Origin of the sequence: Qipengyuania gaetbuli, from assembly GCF_020171365.1 — a bacterium.
Classification (GTDB): Bacteria; Pseudomonadota; Alphaproteobacteria; order Sphingomonadales; family Sphingomonadaceae; genus Qipengyuania; species Qipengyuania gaetbuli_B.
In genome coordinates, this window is record NZ_JAIUZO010000002.1 from 1082762 (window position 1) to 1103981 (window position 21220).

Annotated in this window: 19 protein-coding genes; 9 read left to right on the forward strand and 10 right to left on the reverse strand. The window is 65.0% G+C overall.

The window, feature by feature from the left end; translation table 11 throughout:
• Positions 1-58 precede the first annotated feature (58 nt).
• The 4 genes from LCL94_RS05905 to LCL94_RS05920 all read right to left on the reverse strand — a co-directional run bounded on the left by LCL94_RS05905 (position 59) and on the right by LCL94_RS05920 (position 4857).
• Positions 59-1330: a glycosyltransferase gene (locus tag LCL94_RS05905; protein WP_224831400.1), complete on the reverse strand. Its 1272-nt coding sequence runs from the start codon at positions 1328-1330 to the stop codon at positions 59-61.
• 61 nt (positions 1331-1391) lie between these two features.
• Complete coding sequence (locus tag LCL94_RS05910) at positions 1392-1658, reverse strand: hypothetical protein (RefSeq protein WP_224831401.1); 267 nt, start codon at positions 1656-1658, stop codon at positions 1392-1394.
• A gap of 47 nt (positions 1659-1705) precedes the next feature.
• Positions 1706-3745 (reverse strand): ribonucleoside-diphosphate reductase subunit alpha, encoded by a 2040-nt coding sequence (locus LCL94_RS05915; RefSeq protein WP_224831402.1) that lies wholly within the window; start codon positions 3743-3745, stop codon positions 1706-1708.
• 599 nt (positions 3746-4344) lie between these two features.
• Entirely contained in the window at positions 4345-4857 is a 513-nt protein-coding gene (locus LCL94_RS05920; RefSeq protein WP_224831403.1) for an energy transducer TonB, read from the reverse strand.
• A gap of 370 nt (positions 4858-5227) precedes the next feature.
• Here LCL94_RS05920 and LCL94_RS05925 point away from each other — a divergent pair, with 370 nt between their 5' ends.
• From LCL94_RS05925 to LCL94_RS05950, 6 genes are all read left to right on the forward strand, one after another.
• Positions 5228-6784: a class I adenylate-forming enzyme family protein gene (locus LCL94_RS05925; RefSeq protein ID WP_224831404.1), complete on the forward strand. Its 1557-nt coding sequence runs from the start codon at positions 5228-5230 to the stop codon at positions 6782-6784.
• A 541-nt stretch (positions 6785-7325) separates the two neighbouring features.
• Entirely contained in the window at positions 7326-9332 is a 2007-nt protein-coding gene (locus LCL94_RS05930) for a toll/interleukin-1 receptor domain-containing protein (RefSeq protein ID WP_224831405.1), read from the forward strand.
• A 42-nt stretch (positions 9333-9374) separates the two neighbouring features.
• On the forward strand, positions 9375-9872 hold the full coding sequence (locus tag LCL94_RS05935) for a hypothetical protein (RefSeq protein ID WP_224831406.1): 498 nt from the start codon (positions 9375-9377) through the stop codon (positions 9870-9872).
• Between the two features lie 65 nt (positions 9873-9937).
• A complete protein-coding gene (guaA, locus tag LCL94_RS05940; RefSeq protein WP_224831407.1) occupies positions 9938-11512 on the forward strand; it encodes a glutamine-hydrolyzing GMP synthase in 1575 nt (524 codons plus the stop codon).
• A 22-nt stretch (positions 11513-11534) separates the two neighbouring features.
• Complete coding sequence (locus tag LCL94_RS05945; RefSeq protein WP_224831408.1) at positions 11535-12455, forward strand: FkbM family methyltransferase; 921 nt, start codon at positions 11535-11537, stop codon at positions 12453-12455.
• A 27-nt stretch (positions 12456-12482) separates the two neighbouring features.
• Positions 12483-13193, forward strand: a complete 711-nt coding sequence (locus tag LCL94_RS05950; protein ID WP_224831409.1) for an endonuclease III domain-containing protein — start codon at positions 12483-12485, stop codon at positions 13191-13193.
• Positions 13194-13196: 3 nt separating this feature from the next.
• Here the strand turns inward: LCL94_RS05950 and LCL94_RS05955 are convergent, their stop codons facing one another.
• The 3 genes from LCL94_RS05955 to LCL94_RS05965 all read right to left on the reverse strand — a co-directional run bounded on the left by LCL94_RS05955 (position 13197) and on the right by LCL94_RS05965 (position 15419).
• Positions 13197-13616 carry a hypothetical protein gene (locus LCL94_RS05955; protein WP_224831410.1) on the reverse strand — a complete coding sequence of 140 codons (420 nt, stop codon included), beginning with the start codon at positions 13614-13616 and terminating at the stop codon, positions 13197-13199.
• 75 nt (positions 13617-13691) lie between these two features.
• Positions 13692-15116 (reverse strand): metalloprotease TldD, encoded by a 1425-nt coding sequence (gene tldD / locus LCL94_RS05960; RefSeq protein WP_224831411.1) that lies wholly within the window; start codon positions 15114-15116, stop codon positions 13692-13694.
• A 42-nt stretch (positions 15117-15158) separates the two neighbouring features.
• On the reverse strand, positions 15159-15419 hold the full coding sequence (locus LCL94_RS05965) for a zinc-finger domain-containing protein (protein ID WP_090476750.1): 261 nt from the start codon (positions 15417-15419) through the stop codon (positions 15159-15161).
• 55 nt (positions 15420-15474) lie between these two features.
• Between LCL94_RS05965 and LCL94_RS05970 the strand changes: the two genes are divergently transcribed.
• Positions 15475-16413 (forward strand): ABC transporter ATP-binding protein, encoded by a 939-nt coding sequence (locus LCL94_RS05970; protein WP_224831412.1) that lies wholly within the window; start codon positions 15475-15477, stop codon positions 16411-16413.
• Positions 16414-16416: 3 nt separating this feature from the next.
• Here LCL94_RS05970 and LCL94_RS05975 read toward each other — a convergent pair whose 3' ends face one another.
• Complete coding sequence (locus LCL94_RS05975; RefSeq protein ID WP_160608432.1) at positions 16417-16605, reverse strand: hypothetical protein; 189 nt, start codon at positions 16603-16605, stop codon at positions 16417-16419.
• A 134-nt stretch (positions 16606-16739) separates the two neighbouring features.
• On the opposite strand from LCL94_RS05975, the gene nadB reads away from it, so the two are divergent.
• Complete coding sequence (gene nadB, locus LCL94_RS05980) at positions 16740-18317, forward strand: L-aspartate oxidase (protein WP_224831413.1); 1578 nt, start codon at positions 16740-16742, stop codon at positions 18315-18317.
• A gap of 6 nt (positions 18318-18323) precedes the next feature.
• Here the strand turns inward: nadB and LCL94_RS05985 are convergent, their stop codons facing one another.
• Positions 18324-18689, reverse strand: a complete 366-nt coding sequence (locus LCL94_RS05985; protein WP_224831414.1) for a PilZ domain-containing protein — start codon at positions 18687-18689, stop codon at positions 18324-18326.
• Between the two features lie 187 nt (positions 18690-18876).
• Between LCL94_RS05985 and LCL94_RS05990 the strand changes: the two genes are divergently transcribed.
• A complete protein-coding gene (locus LCL94_RS05990) occupies positions 18877-19770 on the forward strand; it encodes an alpha/beta fold hydrolase (RefSeq protein WP_224831415.1) in 894 nt (297 codons plus the stop codon).
• Between the two features lie 25 nt (positions 19771-19795).
• On the opposite strand, the gene LCL94_RS05995 is transcribed toward LCL94_RS05990, so the two are convergent.
• Positions 19796-21181, reverse strand: coding sequence for an L-serine ammonia-lyase (locus tag LCL94_RS05995; protein ID WP_224831416.1), 1386 nt, complete (start codon positions 21179-21181; stop codon positions 19796-19798).
• Positions 21182-21220 lie beyond the last annotated feature (39 nt).

Consider the following 21220-nt stretch of genomic DNA (forward strand, 5'->3'; position numbering starts at 1 on the left):
CGCGCCTCGGCGCGAGCAAGCCAGACCCCCGCCAGCCCACCGGCCGGCGGGGGTCTTGTCATATGCGGCCGAGCGTCCGCGCGATCGCTGCGTCGATATCGGCAAAGGCCCGGTCGCGCGTGTAGCCGCGTGCCGTTTCCGCCGGCAGGTCGGGCACGCGCCCGCCGCCTTCGTCCTTGGCCTCGATCCATGCGCGGAGTTGCTCTGCGATGCGCCCGGCATCCTGCGTGGCGAGGCCGAACCCGCCTTCGCGCACGATGGCTGCAGCCTCCCCGCTTTCCAGCCCCGTCGCCAGGATCGGTCGGCGCGCGCCGATATATTCGAACAGCTTGCCGGGGATCACCCCGTCCTCCGCCGGGTCGGGCCAGCGGCACATCAGCAGCACGTCGGCCTGCCGCTCCACCCTGAGAATTTCGCTGCGCGGCAGGAACTCGCGCATCTCGACACAGTCCGCCACGCCGTATTCTGCGATCCGCTGGTCGAGAAAGCCGTATTCGTCGTGATAGAACACCGCGCGCACGCGGCTTCGGTCCTCGCCCAGCATGGCGATCGCCTCGAACAGGGCCTTGGGATCGCGCCGCTCGGCATAGATGAGGCCGGCGTGGATGATGGTCAGCCGCTCCGGATCGAGCGGCGCGGGCACATCTTCCAGCTCGGCGAAATCCGCCCCGTCCCAGCCGTTGCGCGCCAGTGTCACTGCCTTGCCCGTCTGCGCCGCAAGCTCGCCCGCAGCCGTTTCGGTGACGGCGACGAAGGCGTCGGCGTGGCGCTGCACCTGCCGGCCCAACCGGTTGTAGAGCGTGGTCAGCACCGGCTGGCGGTCGATATAGGGATTGTCGGCCCACAGGTCGCGCTGCTCGCACACCCATGGCAGGCCGCTTTGGGCCGCGATTTTCTGCGCGGCGATATGCGCTGAATGCGGCGGGCCGGAGGAATAGACGAGGTCGAACCCCTTCGCGAGGCACAGGCCGCGCGCCGTATCGACCGCACGGCGGGTCCAGTGCGGATGGAAGCGGTCGGGCATCTGGCGCGAGAGCCACAGCCAGCGGCGCAGGCGGCTGGGGCGACTGGCGGGCTTGTCCGGCGCGGCGGAAGGCGCGGGCTTCCCTTCGGCGGCGGGCAGCTTCTCGACCGGGAGCATGATCGCGGTGAGGTGTTCGTGGTCGAGGCCGGAATGGATGCCGTTCGCCGCGCCGATACGCGCGCCGATCACGGTGACTTCGTGACCCTGTTCGACCCAGTGCCGCGCCAGCGCGCCCGTGCGCGCCGCCCCTGCCTGCGCATAGGGCGGGAAATTGGGCGAAATGAAAAGGATGCGCAGCGAACCCATGGAAAACCTAGGTGCCGTGGGAGGCGCGAAAGGGCAAGGCGCTAAGCGCCGCGCGGGCGCTCTAGCTGTCCCGTCCGGCCCTCATCGCGCGGAACCTGCCGCTGAGCCATGTGAGCGTCAGCGCCGGGAAGGAGGCAAGATAGCCGAGGAACAGCCAGCCGCGCGAGCCCGCCTCGAGCGAGCAGAGGACCAGCCCGGTAAAGCGCGCCTTGCCATAGACCCTGCCGTGACACTGCGGATCGACCCCGGCCGCATCCTGCAGCACCGGGATCAGCGCGAGCCACGCGGCGAACAGCACCAGGCCGAAAAGCAGGACGGGCCAGCTCACCTTCATGGTGGGCCGGCCCGTCCCGTTCGTCCCGTCCAGGGGATTGTTTACTGGCAGGCGAGGCACTCCTCGTAATCGGTCTGCTCGCCCGCGCTCAGTTCGTACTTGGCGGCATCGGCGGTGTTGTCCGCTTCCACCCCGCCGGCGAAACCGGCGCGCTGCACCGACTTGGAGCGCAGGTAGTAGAGCGACTTGATGCCCTTCTCCCATGCCTGGAAGTGCAGCATCATCAGGTCCCACTTGTCGACGTCGGCCGGGATGAACAGGTTCAGCGACTGGGCCTGGTCGATATAGGGCGCGCGGTCGGCAGCGAATTCGAGCAGCCAGCGCTGGTCGATTTCGAAGCTGGTCTTGAAGGTCGCCTTTTCCTCCGGCGTCAGGAAGTCGAGGTGCTGGACGCTGCCGCCCTTCTCGAGGATCGAGTTCCAGATCGCGGTCGAGTTCTTGCTCTTCTTGTCGAGCAGCTTTTCAAGATACGGGTTCTTCACCACGAAGCTGCCCGACAGCGTCTTGTGGGTATAGATGTTCGCCGGGATCGGCTCGATGCAGGCGCTGGTGCCGCCGCAGATGATCGAGATCGACGCGGTCGGTGCGATCGCCATCTTGCAGCTGAAACGTTCCATCGCGCCCATTTCTTCCGCGTCCGGGCAGGCGCCGCGTTCCTGAGCGAGCACCATCGAGGCTTCGGAGGCCTTCGACTGGATGTGCTTGAACATCTTCAGGTTCCAGACCTTGGCCATCGGGCTTTCGAAGCCGATGCCCTTCTGCTGGAGGAAGGAGTGGAAGCCCATCACGCCAAGACCGACCGAGCGTTCGCGCATGGCGGAATACTTGGCGCGGGCCATCTCGTCGGGCGCACGGTCGATGTAGTTCTGCAGGACATTGTCGAGGAAGCGCATGACGTCCTCGATGAACTGCTTGTCGGTGCACCATTCGTCCCACTTCTCGATGTTGAGCGAGGACAGGCAGCAGACCGCAGTACGGTCGTTGCCGAGGTGGTCGATGCCGGTCGGCAGGGTGATTTCGGCGCACAGGTTCGAAGTCGAGACCTTGAGGCCGAGTTCGCGGTGATGCTTGGGCATCATCCGGTTCACCGTGTCGGAGAAGACGATGTAGGGCTCGCCCGTGGCGAGGCGGGTTTCAACCAGCTTCTGGAACAGGCCGCGCGCGTCGACCGTCTTGCGGACCGAACCGTCCTTCGGGCTGATGAGGTCGAATTCCTCGCCGTTGCGGACCGCTTCCATGAAGGCGTCGGTGACCAGCACGCCGTGGTGCAGGTTCAGCGCCTTGCGGTTGAAGTCACCCGAGGGTTTGCGGATTTCGAGGAACTCCTCGATTTCCGGGTGGGTGATGTCGATGTAGCAGGCAGCCGAACCGCGGCGCAGGCTACCCTGCGAGATAGCAAGGGTAAGGCTGTCCATCACGCGGACGAAAGGAATGATGCCGCTGGTCTTGCCGTTCAAACCGACCGGCTCGCCGATGCCGCGCACATTGCCCCAGTAGGTGCCGATGCCGCCGCCCTTGGACGCGAGCCACACGTTCTCGTTCCAGGTGTTGACGATGCCGTCGAGGCTGTCGCTGACCGAATTGAGGTAGCAGGAAATCGGCAGGCCGCGGGTGGTGCCGCCGTTCGACAGCACGGGCGTTGCGGGCATGAACCACAGCTTGGAGATGTAGTCGTAGAGGCGCTGGGCGTGGTCGCCATCGTCGGCAAAGGCATCGGCGACGCGCGCGAACAGGTCCTGGTAGCTTTCGCCGGGCAGGAGATAGCGGTCTTCGAGCGTTTCCTTGCCGAAAGCGGTGAGCAGGTCGTCGCGCGAGGCATCCGTCTTCACGTCGAAACGGCGGTCGAGCACCTTCTTGCTGTCTTCCTTTTCGGAAGCGGCCTTGGCGACTTCGGCCATTGCGCCGGCCATGGCTGCGCCGGCCGCTTCGGCGACCAGTGCTTCGCTGCCCTTGTCTTCGTTTTCCATTGCGACAGCCTTCTGCGCCTTTGCGCTGTTCTTGACGGGCGCGGTGTCATCGACGGTGTCCTGAGTGTCCAGATCCAGTCCCATCGCCGCTTCGTCCCCGCTCTTGAAATCCATTGTGTGCCCCACCGTCCGTTGTCATCCGGCGGGCTGTTCGCCCCGCCTGCGATTTCGTGTTTCAACCGAGTCGGCAAGCGCAGTGCCTGCCTAGCAATTTCGCAGGTCTCCGGGGCAGAAACTTATCCCCTTTTTCCCCACAGGCCCGGCGTGATTGCGGCACCCGCCCGATATGGGTCCGGATGCCGTATTTCGCTAGGTCTTGTGGGTACCCCCCGGTGACCGACCACTAGATAGTGAATCAGAGCCGAGTCCTGCGCAAGAGGGTGAATGAAGATTTAATGCGTCAATTCGCCGCTTTCGCGAGGTGTATGATTGTGGTGCAACGCAGCGACGCGTGGACCAAGCTGGAGTTTGTGCGCGCGCAAGCCCCAAAATGAATCTGCGAAAAAATTTTTGCGGGCAAAGCCGGCTTTCCGGGATTGCGCAGGATGCGAATCCGGGCGCGCAATTTTCGAATCCGGAGCATCGCCCGGGCACCGAAAAAGGGCCCCGCCCGAAGACGGAGCCCTTTCGTTAGGCAGACCCGGCGCGGGGCGGCACCCCGCAGACAGATACCGCCCCAACGCCGAGACGGCTCCTGGCCCTTGGGGGAAGGGTCAGGAACTCGGACGCGGCGCGAAGCTGAGGGCAAGCACCGCCCGTTCGGCGGGATCGGCCGAGGCGAGGCGTGCGGCCTCCGATTCGGCCAGCTTGCGGCTGAGCCTTTCCATGTGGCCCTTGCTGTAGGCCACGATGACATTGGCCTGGATAATGGGATCGTCGCCTGCGCTGGACGGCAGGGGCGTGAGCGAATCGAGCCGCTCCACGGCCTTGCCGACTTCACGATCGAGGCGCTTGCTTCCCGAGGACTCGTAGGTCGTGATGTCGACAGGCGTTCCGTCCTCGCCGGCGCGGAAGCGGATCTTGACGATCCCGGCCGGCTCCCAGCGCGGGTCGAAGCGCATCCGGCGCAGCTGGGTATCGAGATCGCTCGACACTTCTTCGACGAAGCTCTGGTCACTGCGCGGGGACACGATGATGTCCTGGTCCGCATCCTTCGATGAAAGAGGCACGGCCAGCATCGATGCTGCCGCCGCAGTGGCTAGTATGAAATAGGTTGGCTTGAACATTGTGATCATCCTTTCGCTAAGGCGGGATGATCGGCCGCAGAGAGTATCACACGAGGTGCGACTGGTGGTATTTGTGTATGCGATGACGGTCTATGGTCGATCCGACCCGGCACTGGTCTGCGGAAACTGTCCGGGCAGTCGCGAGGCTACGCCGATTTCGGCAAATGTCAAAAACACGACCGGAAAATCCCCGATTCCCGCCAAATTCGCAATCTTCTTGCGCCAATCGGTAAATCCGGCACATCTACGTGGCGTTTTGAAACCTTAACGGCATATCTTGTCGCTGAAACGCGCAACCTAATTCGTAGGCCCCGCCCGGCACGCGCCGGGTGATTCTGGACAGAAACGACAAGCCCGCTAGGAAACCGCCATGGGAGAGACTGAACCGGCCGCTCGACTCGCTGAACCTTTCGGCGACTTTTCCGCGATCATTTCGGACTGGGCGCAGCGCCAGCCCGATGCGCCTGCCCTGCGCGACGGGGCGGACACCATGTCCTGGGGTGAACTTGGGGACCAGGTCGAACGGATCGCCGCGCGCCTGCTCGAGACCGGGCTGGAACGCGGACAGTCGGTCGCCATCCTCGGCGTCTCGTCGATTCCCTATGCCCTCGTCTTCCTTGCCGCGATCAGGGCGGGCGGCGTCGCTGCGCCGCTGACCACCAGCGCCAGTCCCGAGCAGCTTGCCGCCATGGCGCGCGATTCGGGCGCGCAGCATATCTTCGTCACGCGCGCGAAGCTGGACGACATGGGCGACGGCGCCTTCCCGGGCATGGAGCGCGTGATTCTCGACGAGGAGCTCGCCGGCTGGATGGCTCCCGCCGGCACCACTGCGCGAACCCATGTCCCCGAGCCGGGCGACCCGTTCAACATCATCTATTCTTCCGGCACGACCGGCACGCCCAAGGGCATCGTCCATTCGCACCAGATGCGCTGGCGCCAGTTCGCCGCGACCGCTGCCAGCTGGCTCGAGGCGGGCCTGCCGGTGCGCACACTGGCATCGACGCCGCTTTATTCGAACACCACCATGGTCGCCTTCCTGCCCGCCCTGCTGGCTGGCGGCACGGTGCGCGTGATGGGCAAGTTCGACACGATCGGCTGGCTCGGCCATGCAGCGGCCGATCGCACGACCATCACCATGCTGGTGCCCGTGCAATACCAGCGCCTGATGGACGAGCCGCGGTTCGATGAATTCGACCTGTCGGCGCTGCAGCTCAAATACTGTACCTCGGCCCCCTTCTCGGCAGAGCTGAAGCGCGAGGTGCTGGCACGGATGCCGGGCGCGCTGATCGAGATCTATTCGATGACCGAAGGCGGGGTCGTGTGCCTCTTGGAAGCGCACAAGTTCCCCGACAAGCTGCACACCGTGGGGCGCCCCGCCCCTGGCAGCGAGCTGAAGGTGCTGGACGACGAGGACCGCGAAGTCCCGCCCGGCACGCCCGGCAACCTCGTGGGCCGCAGCCACACCATGATGAGCGGATACAAGAACCGCCCCGACCAGACGCGCGACGGCTACTGGAGCGATCCCGCCACGGGCGAGACCTGGCAGCGCATGGGCGACATCGGCCGCGTCGATGCCGAGGGCTTCGTCGAGCTGGTGGGCCGCGCCAAGGACATGATCATCTCGGGCGGGTTCAACATCTTCCCGGTCGACCTCGAGAACGAACTGCTCAAGGAAGCAGGCGTGCGCGAGGCGGCGGTCATCGGCATGCCTTCGCGCCGCTGGGGCGAAACGCCGGTCGGCTTCGTGACCCTGTCGCAGGATGCCGAAGGGCCCGACGCGATCCGCGAGGCGGTGAACGCCCGGCTCGGCAAGACGCAGCGGCTCGCCCAGCTGCTCGCGATCGACGACATGCCGCGCAGCCACATCGGCAAGCTGCTCAAGACGGAACTGCGCCAGATCGCCGAAACGCTCGGCACGCCCGACTGACCGCCAATTCCATTGCAGGATGTGCGGCGGCAGCGTTCGAGACGCGGCGCCGACGTGCTTGTGCCTTGATGTGCGACAGGCGCGTTCGAGACGCGGCGCCGACACGGGGGGAGGGGGGAGAGGAGGTGTGGGCGGCCGCGTCTCTACTCGCTGCCATATCGCCTCGCGCCGGACGGCATTGCGCTAGGAGTCGCATCGGCGCTTGGCCGGCTCGTCCCGAGCGAGGAAGGCGACGACAGGAAACTCGGGGGGGAGGATCTGCCGCCATCTCTGTTCCGGTAACGCTCGGGGCAGTGCCCTCGGCGCCGGATGTGAGGGTTGTAATAATCTTGCTGGCGGACGAACAAAAGTGAGAAAAGGTCAGGGTGTGTTGCGTTTTGCGCAAGTACCAAACCGCCATCTCCCTAGGGCGACACGCAACTCGCATTTGCATCCCGCGCAAGACTGCGACAAAATCGCGAAAAAATAGAGGGGGTTGCCGAGTCGAATCCGGGGTCGCATCCGGAGAGCACACTTGGCGGAACGTCACTACAAGGCATTCATGAGCTATTCGCACCGCGACCGGCAGGTGGCGAACTGGCTCCATCGCGCGCTCGAAACCTATCGCCTGCCTCCGCACATGATTGCCGCCGGCAGGGCCGAGCGCCTGCGCCCGATCTTCAAGGATCGCGACGAGCTGCCCGCTTCCGACAGCCTCGGCGATGCGATCGAGACGGCCATCCGGTCGAGCGACGCGCTGATCGTCCTGTGTTCGCCGGCCGCCGCCGCATCCCCCTGGATCGCGCGCGAGGTCGATCTCTACAAGCGCATCCATGGCGACCGCGGCGTGATGCCCGTGGTGGTCGAGGGCGAGCCGCCGGGCAATTTCCCCGCCCCGCTGCTGGTCCACTACGAAAACGGCGAGCCGACCGATCGCGAGGCGGAGCCCATCGCCGCCGACATGCGACCCGAAGCCGACGGCAAGAAGCTGGCCAAGCTCAAGCTTGTCGCCGGGCTGGCAGGTGTCGATCTCGACCATCTCGTCCAGCGCGATGCGGCGCGGCGCCAGCGCAAGCTGGTCATGGTGGCAGGGGCATCGGCCCTCGGCATGATCGGGACCACGGCCCTGTCCGCCTATGCCATCGACCAGCGCAACGAGGCGCGGGAGCAAAGGGCAGAAGCCGACGGGCTGATCGAATACATGCTGACCGACCTGCGCAAGCAGCTGGAGCCGGTCGGCCGGCTGGAACTGCTCGACGGCGTGGGCAAGCGCGCGATGGACTATTACGCCCGCCAGAAGCTGGCCGACCTGTCCGCCACCGAACTCGGCCGCCGGGCGCGCGCCACCATGCTCGTGGCCGAGGTCCAGAACCTGCGCGGCAACAATGCCGAGGCACTGCCCGCCTTCCGCCAGGCCGCCCGCACCACGGCCGAACTGCTCGAACGCAAGCCCGACGACCCGGAACGCATGTTCAACCACGGGCAGAGCCTGTTCTGGGTCGGCTACATCGCCTGGCAGCATGGCCGGCTGGGCGAGGCGCGCAAGGCGATGGAGGATTACGCCGACATCTCCCACCGGCTCGCGGCAAAAGACCGCTCCAACCTCGTCTGGCAGATGGAGGAGGCCTATTCGCTATCGAACCTCGGCACGATGGCGAAAGAGGCCGGTGAGCTGGCAAGCGCGCTCGACTATTTCCGCCGCAATATCGAGCTGACCGAGATCGTCTCCGTCAAGGAAGGGCGCCCCGTCGCCCGCGAGATCGAGATCGCCGGCGGCCTGTCCTGGGTCGCCTCCACCTTGCAGTCGCTGGGCCGGATGGGCGAGGCGCTGGAGGCACGGCGCAAGGAACTGGCGATCCTAGACAAGGTCGTGGCCGATGATCCCGCCAATATCGAGGCGCGCAAGGGCCGCATCTTCTCGCTGGCCAACATCGGGCAGCTCGAGGCCTTCCAAGGCGACCGCGTCGCGGCACGCAAGTCGCTCGATGCTGCCATCGCGGACTTCGACAGGGTGCTCGTCGCTGACGGGGACAATACGCTGGTGAAGGAACTGGGCCGCGCTGCCCTGCGCGACCGCGCCCTGCTGGCATGGTCCGACGGAGACGATGCCCTCGCCAGCAGGCAATTCGACCGGCTGGAATCCATCCAGGCCGACCTGATCGCGCGGGACCGGAAGAATTACGAATGGACGGTCAGCGCTCCGGCCGTCCTCGACCTGCAGCGCGCCATTACCGATCGCAGCACCTTGTCCGCAGCGGCGCTGCACGAGATTGCCGATAAGTGGGACGACGCGCTCGAACCCAAAGATCCGGACCGCCAGTTCGTCCGCATCGCCAGCCGGATGGTGCATGCCGCAGCCTACCGGAAGGAAGGCGATGCCGCCCGCGCCCGCAAGGCCTATGCCGCCGCGCTGGCAGTGCCGGAAACCAAGGGAGAACGGGTCGACTTCCGCTCCATCGCGCTGCGTGCGGTCGCGGCCGAGAAGACCGGCCAGCGCCAGCTGGCAGCGCGGCTTCGCGCCCGCCTGGAGAAGCTGGGCATCAAGCCGCTGATCGACGACCGGCTTTGAGGCGGGACATTTCGACGAACCAGCAGGAGAGAGGACCAGACGATGAGCAAGGACATCTCGATCGACGTGACGATCAGCAACGTGAGGAAACGCACCGGGCAACCCTATACCGACCAGTACGAGTGCGATTTCCACTTCGCTTCGACTGCCAGCGAAGTGACCGACAATGGAGACGTCGACCTGTCCTGCGTCACGCAAGACGCCAAGCTGACCTTCAACCTCAAGACCACCAGTTTCGAGATGAACAACAAAATCTACCAGTGCGCCTTTCCGGCCAGCGTGAACGAGGCCTTCTGGATCGCGCGGAAGGGCGGGCCGCCTCCGGGCAAGGGCAACGCGCCGCCGATGGCGGGCGGAGGCAAGCTGGGCAAACAGTTCGCCGTGGGCAATGGCTCCAACCAGACCAAGGCCATCCTCGAGGACGACAACGACGACGGCAATTCATGGAAATATTGCCTGGTGATGGAATTCGCCCTGGGCAAGGCACCCAAGGAGATCATCATCGATCCCGTCATCATCAACCGGAAGCCGGATTTGTAAATTCGACTGCAGGCAGGGGCGGGCGCGCTGGACTTGCGCGCGCGTCCTGCCTAACCGCTTGCGCCATGGACGACGCGCACCTTCCCGATTCCATCCTTATCGTCGATTTCGGCAGCCAGGTTACCCAGCTCATCGCACGCCGCGTGCGCGAAGCGGGTGTCTATTCCGAGATCGCGCCCTTCACGCAGGCCGAAGAGGCATTCCACCGGCTGAAGCCCAAGGGCATCATCCTGTCGGGCTCGCCTGCCGGCGTACCCGAAGAGGGCAGCCCGCGCGCGCCCGAGATGCTTTTCGAGGCAGGCATCCCGATCCTCGGTATCTGCTACGGCCAGCAGGTCATGAGCCACCAATTGGGCGGCGAGGTCCGTCCGGGCCATGAAACGGGCGAAGGCGGCGAATTCGGCCGGGCCTATCTCACCGTCACCAAGGACTGCGCCCTGTTCGACGGGCTGTGGCAGGTCGGCGAGCGTCACCAGGTCTGGATGAGCCACGGCGACAAGGTGACCAGGTTCGCCCCCGGCTTCGAGATCGTCGCCATTTCCGACGGCGCGCCCTTCGCAGTGATCGCCGACGAGGAACGCAAGTTCTACGGCACGCAGTTCCACCCCGAGGTCGTCCATACGCCCGACGGCGGCAGGCTGATCGCCAATTTCGTGCGCCACGTCTGCGGCCTTGCGGGCGACTGGACCATGGCCGCCTATCGCGAGACCAAGGTGCGCGAAATCCGCGAACAGGTCGGCGACGGCAAGGTGATCTGCGGGTTGTCGGGCGGCGTCGACAGCTCGGTCGCGGCGATCCTCATCCACGAGGCGATCGGCGATCAGCTGACCTGCGTCTTCGTCGACCACGGCCTGCTGCGATTGAACGAACGCGAACAGGTCGAGACCATGTTCCGCGACCATTACAACATCCCGTTGGTCGTCGTGGACGCGGAAGAGATGTTCATGGAAGGCCTTGCCGGGGTCACCGACCCCGAAGCCAAGCGCAAGTTCATCGGCAAGACTTTCATCGATGTGTTCGAAGCCGAGGCCAAGAAGGTCGGCGGCGCGGACTTCCTCGCGCAGGGCACGCTCTATCCCGACGTCATCGAAAGCGTCAGCTTCACCGGCGGGCCGAGCGTGACGATCAAGAGCCACCACAATGTTGGCGGCCTGCCCGAACGCATGAACATGAAGCTGGTCGAGCCGCTGCGCGAACTGTTCAAGGACGAGGTGCGCGAGTTGGGCCGAGAACTGGGCCTGCCCGACATGTTCGTCGGCCGTCATCCCTTCCCCGGACCGGGCCTTGCGATCCGCATCCCGGGCGAGGTCACCAAGGAACGCTGCGACATCCTGCGCAAGGCCGACGCGATCTATCTCGACGAGATCCGCAAGGCCGGTCTTTACGACGCGATCTGGCAGGCCTTTGCCGTGCTGCTGCCGGTCAAGACCGTGGGCGTGATGGGCGATTATCGCACCTATGACAGCGTCTGCGGCCTGCGCGCGGTGACATCGACCGATGGCATGACCGCCGACGTCTACCCCTTCGATGCCGCCTTCCTGACGGGCTGTGCCACGCGCATCGTCAACGAGGTGCAGGGCATCAACCGCGTGGTTTACGACTACACCTCGAAGCCGCCGGGCACGATCGAGTGGGAGTGACTATACAGGAAGGGGTCGTCTTTTGAAAACTCTCAACAAGGTCGCAGGAGTGCTGCGGTCTGCGCAGCGTCTGTCGGAAACCCTGCGTGCCGAAACGAAGGCCGATGGTCGGGTCGTTTTCCCCCATGATGGTGGGACTGAGGTGCGGCTGCCCGAAATCTCGCGAAGCGACCTGATTCGTTCGGAAGGCCGCGGGTTCCTCAACAGGATAAACCATTTTCGGCAGCGACCAGATAAAGAAGCCTTGCTGCGCCAAGTTGTGTACTGGATGATGGCAAGCGAGCAAATCGATCGGTCCGGCACCATCATCGACATAGGGTGTTGGATTGGCGACAATGCGACCGTCTGGGCAAAGATGGTCGAGCCCCACGGCGGCTCGGTTATCGCCGTAGACCCTTCCATCGAAAATCTGCAATTTGCTCGACAGGTGGCGGACGCAAACAAGTCCAGCAACATCACTTTCGTCCGCGCCGTTTGTTCCGCCATTAGTGGCGAAACGGTCTATCTCGAAGGAGATGTATCACACGGCTCGTTCGCGCATGATGGCGAGGGAGGGCAATCGTTCCAGACGAAAACACTGGATGAAATTGCGGGCGAGAGCATTGGCAATATCTCGCTCCTCCACGTGGACGTCGAGGGTTTTGAGGCGGAGGTCATTCGCGGCGCTTCCGAGATCATCGAAAGGTCGCAACCGGTGGTAATTTTCGAACAGCACATTTCCTCTGAACGCCCGGAAGAGATCGCCGCCTTTCTCGCAGATAGCGGTTATCGTACTTTCATGATCAATGAGGTCTTGCCGGATTGCAGGCTGGATTGCCGGAATTTCATCGCCTTGCCAAAGTCAGTCGATCCCGGCGCTCTTCCGGAGATACGCAACGACCAGGGCGAGAAGAACAGCATCTGGTACGCGTGCGTAGGTCCCGCGCTGATCCCCTTAAATTAGGGGCGAAGGGCGAGCGGACTCAGAAGGATGCAGCTCCCCCTCGGCCCCGATCCGCGAACCGAAATCCTGCGCCGGTTGCAGGCGCTGCTCGTCCAGCGGTTCGGACGGATCGAGCGCGCGGCAGCCGAATGGCGCAAGCCCGAATGGGTGCTGGTCCAGGGCGTGATCGGTGCGCGCACCAAGTCCGAAGTGTCGAACGCAGCGACCGACCGGCTGCTGCGTCGTTACGGTTCGTGGGAAGCAGTCGCCGATGCGCAGCTCGATGAACTGCAGGCCGAACTGGCAACGCAGACCTATCCCAACATCGCGGCAGAGCGGCTCAAGGCAAGCCTGACCGCGCTTGTGGCCTTGCGGGGAGCCGTCGACCTCTCGCACCTCGCCGACATGGATACGCTCGCCGCGATGCGCTGGCTGGAACAGCTGCCCGGCATCGGGCGCAAGATTGCGGCAGGCGTGATGAACGCCTCCACGCTGGATCGCCGCGCAATCGTGCTCGACGGGCACCATACCCGCATCCTTCAGCGCATGGGCCTCGTCCCGGCCAAGGCAACGACCGACCGCGCTTTCGATGCGATCATGCCCGCGATGCCGGACGAATGGAGCGCCGCCGATTACGACGAGCACCACCTGCTGATGAAGAAACTCGGGCAGACCTGGTGCCGCCCCGCCTCGCCCGAATGCGGGATCTGCCCCGCGCTCGCTTTATGCGAAACCGGACGCAAGCGCGCCCGGGGCTGAGCGTCAGCCTTCGCCTTCCTTGTCGGCAAGGCGGTAGGGAACGAAATCATCGAGGAAGATGAAGCCAGTGTACATGTCCGAGAAACGGTCGCGCGTGGTGATCTGGTCGCTGCGGCACAGCTGCGAACCGCTGAACTTCTGAATCACCATGTAGTCGCTGTCGTCGATCGCGTCGGGGGTCTTGGTGTAGTTCACCCAGATCGTGTTGCCCGACTTGTAGACCAGCGCGGTCTCGTCGATGCGCGTAAGGGGACGTGAGCCGATCATGGTAATGCAGCTTTCCGGCTTACCCGCGACGCGGCCTTCGAGCATCTTGGCGAGCTTGGCCTCGCCCTTGGTCATCTCGGCCTGTTCTTCGGCGTGAGCGACGGGAGCGGCCAGCAGGCCGAGGGCAGCGGAAGCAAGAGCAAGGCGTCTGATCATCGCGAGTCTCCTTGAAGGATATAACCTTGTATCATGGCCAAAATGAACCGGCGATGAGTCGAGCCCTGGAAGCGCTCAGCCGGTGCCGCCTACCGTGATCCCGTCGATCAGCAGGCTGGGCTGGCCGACGCCCGCTGGCACGCTCTGCCCACCCTTGCCGCACATGCCCACGCCCTGGTCGAGCGCCATGTCGTTGCCGATGCCCTTGACGCGCGTCAGCACGCTGGGCCCGTCGCCGATCAGCGTCGCGCCCTTTATCGGGGCGACGACCTTGCCCTTCTCGACCTTGTAGGCTTCCGTGCAGGCGAAGACGAACTTGCCGCTGGTGATGTCGACCTGGCCGCCGCCGAAGCTGGTGGCGTAGATACCGTCGTCGACGCGAGACAGCAGCTCTTCCGGATCGTCCTGACCGCCCTGCATGAAGGTATTGGTCATGCGCACCATCGGCGCGTGCTGGTAGCTTTCGCGGCGACCGTTGCCGGTCGGCTCGGCGCCCATCAGCCGCGCATTGAGGCGGTCCTGCATGTAGCCCTTCAGGATGCCGTCCTCGATCAGCACCGTCTCGCGCGTGGGCGTGCCCTCGTCGTCGATGGTAAGCGAGCCGCGCCGGTCGGCGAGCGAACCGTCATCGATGACCGTCACGCCGGGCGAGGCAACGCGTTCGCCGATGCGGCCCGAAAAGGCGCTGGTGCCCTTGCGGTTGAAATCGCCCTCGAGCCCGTGGCCGACTGCCTCGTGCAGCAGCACGCCGCACCAGCCGGGGCCGAGCAGGACGGTCTTCTCGCCCGCCGGGGCAGCAATGCTTTCAAGGTTCACCAGCGCCTGTCGCACCGCCTCGTCGATGGCGTACATCCACGCGCCCTCGTCGAACAGGCGTTCGTAGAGATGGCGTCCGCCGAAACCGTAGGCGCCCGTTTCGCGCCGCCCGTTCTGTTCGGCGACGACCGACACGTTGAGCCGCACCAGCGGACGGATGTCGCGCGCGACATGCCCGTCGGGACGCACGATCTCGACCACGCTCCAGCTGGCGGCGAGGCTGGCGGACACCTGCGCCACGCGCGGGTCCTTGGCACGGGCGACCGCGTCGATCTTTTCCAGCAACGCGACCTTTTCGGCAAAGGGCACGAGGTCGAGCGGGCAGGCATCGGTGTAGAGGTGGCGGTTGGTCCGCTCGGGCGGGGCAGCCAGCGGATTCTTCGTCGCATCGAGCAGTTTCAGCGTTTCGCCCGCGCGCGCGATGGCCGCCGCGCTGATCTCGTTGGCGTGGGCAAAGCCGGTCATCTCGCCCGACACGCCGCGCAGGCCGAAGCCCGAATCGCGGCTGTAGTCGGCAGTCTTTAACCGCCCGTCGTCGAAGCCGAAGGCCTCGGAGGCGATGAACTGGAGGTACAGCTCCCCGTCGTCGCAGGACGAGAGCAACTGGCGCGTCAGGCGCTGCGCCTCTGCCGGGTCCAGTTTCGTGCCGTATAGGAGTGCGTGCGGGTCGTTGGCTTGCGTCATGCCAGCCAATGTAGGGACCTCGCGCGCGATAAGCGAGAGGGCTTACCGGTGGCCCGGATCGCCGCCTTCGGAAATATCCATCAGCGTGGACTGGTCGACGCCGTCCGCCGGACCGCCTTCGAGGACGAAGCGGCGGTCGCAATAGCCGCAGTCGACATAGCCGTGCTCGTCGATCTCGAGGTAGACCTTGGGATGGCCGAGCGCGATCGGCTTGTAGTTTTCACCGCTGCGGATGTCGGTTGCACCGTCGCACCACACGCGGCGCGTGGTGACCTTGGACACTTCGGGAGGAGGCAGGCTCATGAGAGGGGCCGATAATAGGTTTGACGGAGGCGCTCAAGAGCCTAGGTCACGCTGCATGACCACGCCTCCTGCGATCCGCATCGACAACCTCGTCAAGGAATACGCCCCACCCGGTCCCGGAGAGCCGCCCAAGCTGGCGCTGAAGGGCGTCAGTTTCGATGTGCCGCAGGGCGGCGTCTTCGGCCTGCTCGGCCCCAATGGCGCGGGCAAGTCGACGCTGATCAACATCCTTGCAGGCCTTGTGCGCAAGACTTCCGGAAGCGCGGAAATCTGGGGTTTCGACATCGACGACAACCCCCGCAATGCCAAGCGTTCGATCGGCATCGTACCGCAAGAAATCGTCTTCGATCCCTTCTTCACCCCGTTCGAGGTGCTGGAAAACCAGGGCGGCTTCTACGGCATCGGCAAGAAGGACCGGCGCAGCGAGGAACTGCTTGCCGCCGTCCACCTTGCCGACAAGCGCGATGCCTATGCCCGCACGCTGTCGGGCGGGATGAAGCGCCGCCTGCTGATCGCCAAGGCCATGGTGCATTCACCGCCGATTCTCGTGCTCGACGAGCCGACTGCGGGCGTCGACGTCGAACTGCGCCGCCAGCTATGGGAACTGGTGCAGGAATTGAACGACGAGGGCGTAACGGTGGTGCTGACCACGCACTACCTCGAGGAAGCGGAGCAGCTCTGCGACCGCATCGCGATCATCAACCACGGCGAACTGATTGCCAACAAGCCGACCCGCGAGCTTGTCGGCATGGCGCGCGAGAAGATCGTCTCCGTCACGGTCGACAAGGACCTCGGCGGGCCGATCATGGAAGAAGCCTTCCTGCGCGCCGACGTGGTGGAACCGCGCCGGCTCGACATCACCTACGACCGCGACAAGGCGAGCGCGGGCCAGGTGCTCGCGCTCGTCCAGTCGCATGGCTACGGTATCGAGGACGTGACCACCCGCGAGGCGGACCTCGAGGATGTCTTCGTCCAGCTTACCGGGTCTGGCTGATCCTCAGACGAAGTTGCGCGGGCCGAGGCCTGCGTCCTTCACCCTGATCACGCCCCAGACGTGCGGTTCGATCTCTTCCATCGGTGTCTTGCAGCATTTGCATTTGCCGACATGCATGCCGCCCGACTTGCGCATGTTGGCATGATCGACGGCGTGGCGCCCGAAGGCGCAGGCAAGCAGACCCATTTTCATTTTTTTGCGACCCTCCAAAGTCCCGGGACCCCTGTTAACGCTCGCATACCGCGCAAATCCGCGGTGTTAAGCGGGGAATCGGCGAGGCGTTCTGTGCTTGCCGCATGGCGATTGCATGGGCATGACACCGCCCCATGAAACACGACGTCCTCGTCATCGGATCAGGGGCGGCAGGCCTCACCGCCGCGCTCGAACTCGCCCAGCACAAGAAGGTGCTGGTGCTGGCCAAGGGCAAGCTGACCAGCGGCTCGACCGCCTGGGCACAGGGCGGCATCGCGGCCGTGCTGGACGCAGGCGACACCTTCGAGAACCACATCCACGACACGATGGTGGCCGGCGCCGGCCTCAACGATCTCGAGACGGTCGAATTCGTCATCGAACGCGCCCCTGCCGCGATCGACCGGTTGTGCGAACTGGGCGTGCCTTTCAACCGCGAAGAGGGCGACCTCCACCTCACCCGCGAAGGGGGCCATTCGCACCGCCGCATCGTCCATGTGAACGATGCGACTGGCTGGGCGGTCCAGGCGGCCCTGCTCAAGGCGGCGGAGGAAAACCCGAACATCACGCTGCTGCCCAACCAGAGCTGCATCGACCTCATCACCGGCCGCAACCAGAAGGACTATTCGGGGTCGGGCCGCGTCTGGGGCGCCTATGCGCTGGACGAGGAGAGCGGCAAGGTCGTCGCACACCTAGCGAAGGCGACCGTCCTGGCTGCAGGCGGAGCGGGCCGCGTCTACCTCTTTTCGACCGCTCCGCGCGGCGCGACCGGAGACGGTATCGCGATGGCGTGGCGGGCGGGTGCACGCGTCTCCAACATGGAGATGATGCAGTTCCACCCGACCTGCCTCTACAATCTCGAGGTCAAGAATTTCCTCATCACCGAAGCCGTGCGCGGTGAGGGCGGACGCCTGTTCAACCCGGTGACCGGCGAGCGCTACATGGAGAAATATGACCCGGAGCGCATGGAGCTGGCCCCGCGCGATATCGTGGCGCGCGCGAACGACGACCAGATCAAGCGCTACGGCCTCGACTATGTCCATCTCGATATCAGTCACCAGCCGCCCGAATTCGTGAAGGAGCATTTCCCCACGATCCACGAGAAGCTGCTCGGCCTCGGCATCGACATGACCAAGCAGCCGATCCCGGTCGTCCCCGCCCAGCATTACACCTGCGGCGGGGTGAAGGTGGACCTCGATGCGCGCACCGACCTGCCCGGCCTGTGGGCCGCGGGCGAATGCACCGAGAGCGGGTTGCACGGCGCGAACCGCCTCGCCTCGAACTCGCTGCTCGAATGCTTCGTCTTCGGCGAGGCGGCGGCCAGGGACATCCTGCGCTGCTGGGACCAGCTCGACGAACCGCCGGAAATCCTGCCGTGGGACGAAAGCCGCGTCACCGATTCCGACGAGGAAGTGGTCATCAAGCAGAACTGGACCGAGATCCGCCGCTTCATGTGGAACTATGTCGGCATCGTGCGCACTACCAAGCGCCTCGAACGCGCCGCGCACCGCATCCGCCTGCTGCGCGAGGAAGTGGAGGACTATTACGGCCACTTCCGCGTGACCACGGACCTCATCGAACTGCGCAACCTGCTCGAATGCGCAGGGCTCATCGTGAACAGCGCCCTCAAGCGGCACGAGAGCCGCGGGCTGCATTTCATTCTCGATTATCCAGAAACGAACCCTGTCGCGCGCGACACGGTGCTGGTGCCCTAGAAAGGACTAGAGGCCGCTGCCGGCCCTTGCACCGAGAGGAGGCAACCGGCGGCCGAAGCGGTCGAAATCGGCATCCTCGGTCACGGTGATGCCTTCCGCGAAGCGGAAATAGTCGAGCGTCGCCATGCTGATGGGAACAGTGAATTTCACCCCGGCTAGGCTGTCATCGATCCAGCACACAGTGCCGGTCGCCGTCATGCCGGCCGGGAGCTGCAATTCGACCTCGTCCCCGCGAGAGATGCCTTCGCCGAGGCCGCGCAGGCGGCAACCGGCGAGCGACAGATCCATGATCTGCGCTTCACCGCGACTTTCAGCCGACGAATATTCGATTGTGGAAGACGCTTCGTAGCGCTCTGCGCCCCGTCGCTCCATTCACGCAACCCCCCGAAATTCAGCGTCCTGCATAGCAAAATGTCGATTTCCGTCTTGTAAGTATGCGACAACCCCGTTCGCGCGCCTCGGGACCCGCGTTCAGCCCCGCACAGGCGGCAATAGACAAGCGGGCCGGAATGCGGTCATGTGCAGCAACAGGATTGCACTAGCGAAGGAGAGCGCAGGCGTGCCCATCACCAAGGCCAACGGGATCGACATCCATTACGAAGAGCATGGCAACAGCAATGATCCCGCCATGCTGCTCATCATGGGCTTCGGCGCGCAGCTGACACTGTGGCCGGATGAACTGGTCGAGGCGCTGGCAGGCCACGGTTACCGCGTCATCCGTTACGACAATCGCGACATCGGCCTCAGCCACAAGTTCGACGGCGTGAAAGCGCCCGGCCTCGTCAAGATGACGCTGATGGGCAAGCTTGGCCTTACTCCGCGCGTTCCCTATACGCTGGCCGACATGGCGGCAGACGGTGTGGGCCTGCTCGACGCGCTCGAAATCGAGCGCGCGCATATCGTCGGGGCCAGCATGGGTGGCATGATCGCGCAGCACGTCGCGCACAAGTATCCCGATCGCTGCCTCAGCTTCACGCAGGTCTTCTCCACCACCGGCAATGCCAAGCTGCCGCCGGCGCGTAAGGAAGCGCTCCAGGCGCTGGTAACGCGGCCCAAGAGCACCGAGGAAGAAGCGCTGGTCGCGCATGGCATCATGCTGGCGCGCACCATCGGCTCGCCCGGCTATCCTTCGCCCGAAGAGAGGCTGCGCGAACGCACGCTCGCCAGCGTCAGGCGCAGCTTCTATCCCGAAGGCCCGACCCGGCACCTGTCCGCCATCGTTGCCGACGGTGACCGCAGCACGATGCTCCGCGACGTGCGGGTGCCGACGCTGGTGCTTCACGGCGAGGACGATCCGCTGGTCCCGTGCGAAGGCGGGCGCCACACGGCGGAATGCATTCCCGACGCGAAACTGAAGACGATACCGGGCTGGGGCCATGACCTCCCGCTCGACCTCGTCGACGAACTCGCCGCCGAGATCGCCGGTCACGCACGCGAAAGCGTCGCCGCCTAGCCTTCAGAACCGCCCAGCGCGGCGGTCAGCATTCGATGACGTTCACGGCCAGTCCGCCCTGGCTGGTTTCCTTGTACTTGCTCGACATGTCGATGCCGGTCTGGCGCATGGTCTCGATCACCTGGTCGAGGCTGACGCAGCTTTCCGCGCCGGTGCGGTGGAGGGCAAGGCGCGCGGCGTTCACCGCCTTCACCGCGCCGATGGCGTTGCGCTCGATACAGGGGACCTGCACCAGACCGCCCACGGGATCGCAGGTCAGGCCGAGATTGTGCTCCATCCCGATTTCCGCCGCGCTTGCGACCTGCGCGGGCGATGCGCCCCACAGCGCGGCAAGGCCGCCCGCTGCCATCGAGCAGGCGACACCCACCTCGCCCTGGCAGCCCATTTCCGCGCCCGAAATACTGGCGCGCTGCTTGTAGAGCAGGCCGATGGCCCCTGCCGTCAGCAGGAAAATCCGGCGGCTGTCACGGCAAGGGCTCTCGTCAGAGGTCACGCAGTAGAAGCGGATGACCGCGGGGATGATCCCGGCCGCGCCATTGGTCGGCGCGGTGACGACGCGGCCGCCCGCCGCATTTTCCTCGTTCACCGCCATGGCGAAGCAGTTGAGCCAGTCGAACAATTGCTCGCGCTCGTTGGACTGGGGATTGGCCGACAGCTTGTCCCACAGGTCCGGTGCGCGGCGTTCCACCTTCAGGCCGCCGGGCAGGATGCCGCGCTGGGCGAGCCCGCGATCGATGCACTGGTCCATCGCCTGGGCAATCAGGTCGATCCCCGCCAGCGTCTTCTCACGCGGGCGGAAGGCGTCCTCGTTGGCCAGCACAAGCTCGGCGATCGAGAGACCTTCCTGATCGCAGCGGGCCAGCAATTCCTCTGCCGAGCCGAAGTCGTGCGGCACGCTGGTGCCGGTTTCCACGCGGTCGTTGCGGGGCTTGCGCTTGAGCTGCGCCTCCGAAGCGACGAAACCGCCGCCGGTCGAATAATAGGTACGCTCCAGCAGGACCGCGCCCCCCGCATCGCGTGCCACCAGCTTCATGCCGTTGGGATGAAGGTCCGGAATGATGTGTCCGGCGAGATCGATGTCCCTTGCCGGATCGAAGGCGATGGCGTGCTTGCCGCCCAGCATGAGACGTCCCTCGGCGCGGATTTGCGCCAGCGTCGCCGCCGCCTCGTCCGGGCAGGTCCGGTCGGGAACGAAACCCGCAAGGCCGAGCACGCTTGCATCGACCGTACCGTGCCCGACCCCCGTCAGCGCCAGCGAGCCCTGCAGTTCGACCGCGATCCGCGCGACGTCCTCCAGCTTGCCGCGCTTGGCCAGCGCGCGCACGAAGAGCGCACCGATCCGCATCGGGCCCACGGTATGCGAGGAGGACGGACCGATGCCGATCCGGAAAATATCGAGCACAGAAAGCATCGTCGCGCCCTGCGCTGCCGCTGCCGTAGCGTCAAGCGG

Bases quoted from the DNA above. Each gene is read 5' to 3' on its own strand.
- LCL94_RS05905 (WP_224831400.1), bottom strand. From the start codon at position 1,330: ATGGGTTCGCTGCGCATCCTTTTCATTTCGCCCAATTTCCCGCCCTAT.
- LCL94_RS05915 (WP_224831402.1), bottom strand. From the start codon at position 3,745: ATGGATTTCAAGAGCGGGGACGAAGCGGCGATGGGACTGGATCTGGAC.
- LCL94_RS05920 (WP_224831403.1), bottom strand. From the start codon at position 4,857: ATGTTCAAGCCAACCTATTTCATACTAGCCACTGCGGCGGCAGCATCG.
- LCL94_RS05925 (WP_224831404.1), top strand. From the start codon at position 5,228: ATGGGAGAGACTGAACCGGCCGCTCGACTCGCTGAACCTTTCGGCGAC.
- LCL94_RS05930 (WP_224831405.1), top strand. From the start codon at position 7,326: ATGAGCTATTCGCACCGCGACCGGCAGGTGGCGAACTGGCTCCATCGC.
- LCL94_RS05935 (WP_224831406.1), top strand. From the start codon at position 9,375: ATGAGCAAGGACATCTCGATCGACGTGACGATCAGCAACGTGAGGAAA.
- guaA (WP_224831407.1), top strand. From the start codon at position 9,938: ATGGACGACGCGCACCTTCCCGATTCCATCCTTATCGTCGATTTCGGC.
- LCL94_RS05950 (WP_224831409.1), top strand. From the start codon at position 12,483: ATGCAGCTCCCCCTCGGCCCCGATCCGCGAACCGAAATCCTGCGCCGG.
- LCL94_RS05955 (WP_224831410.1), bottom strand. From the start codon at position 13,616: ATGATCAGACGCCTTGCTCTTGCTTCCGCTGCCCTCGGCCTGCTGGCC.
- tldD (WP_224831411.1), bottom strand. From the start codon at position 15,116: ATGACGCAAGCCAACGACCCGCACGCACTCCTATACGGCACGAAACTG.
- LCL94_RS05965 (WP_090476750.1), bottom strand. From the start codon at position 15,419: ATGAGCCTGCCTCCTCCCGAAGTGTCCAAGGTCACCACGCGCCGCGTG.
- LCL94_RS05970 (WP_224831412.1), top strand. From the start codon at position 15,475: ATGACCACGCCTCCTGCGATCCGCATCGACAACCTCGTCAAGGAATAC.
- LCL94_RS05975 (WP_160608432.1), bottom strand. From the start codon at position 16,605: ATGAAAATGGGTCTGCTTGCCTGCGCCTTCGGGCGCCACGCCGTCGAT.
- nadB (WP_224831413.1), top strand. From the start codon at position 16,740: ATGAAACACGACGTCCTCGTCATCGGATCAGGGGCGGCAGGCCTCACC.
- LCL94_RS05985 (WP_224831414.1), bottom strand. From the start codon at position 18,689: ATGGAGCGACGGGGCGCAGAGCGCTACGAAGCGTCTTCCACAATCGAA.
- LCL94_RS05995 (WP_224831416.1), bottom strand. From the start codon at position 21,181: ATGCTTTCTGTGCTCGATATTTTCCGGATCGGCATCGGTCCGTCCTCC.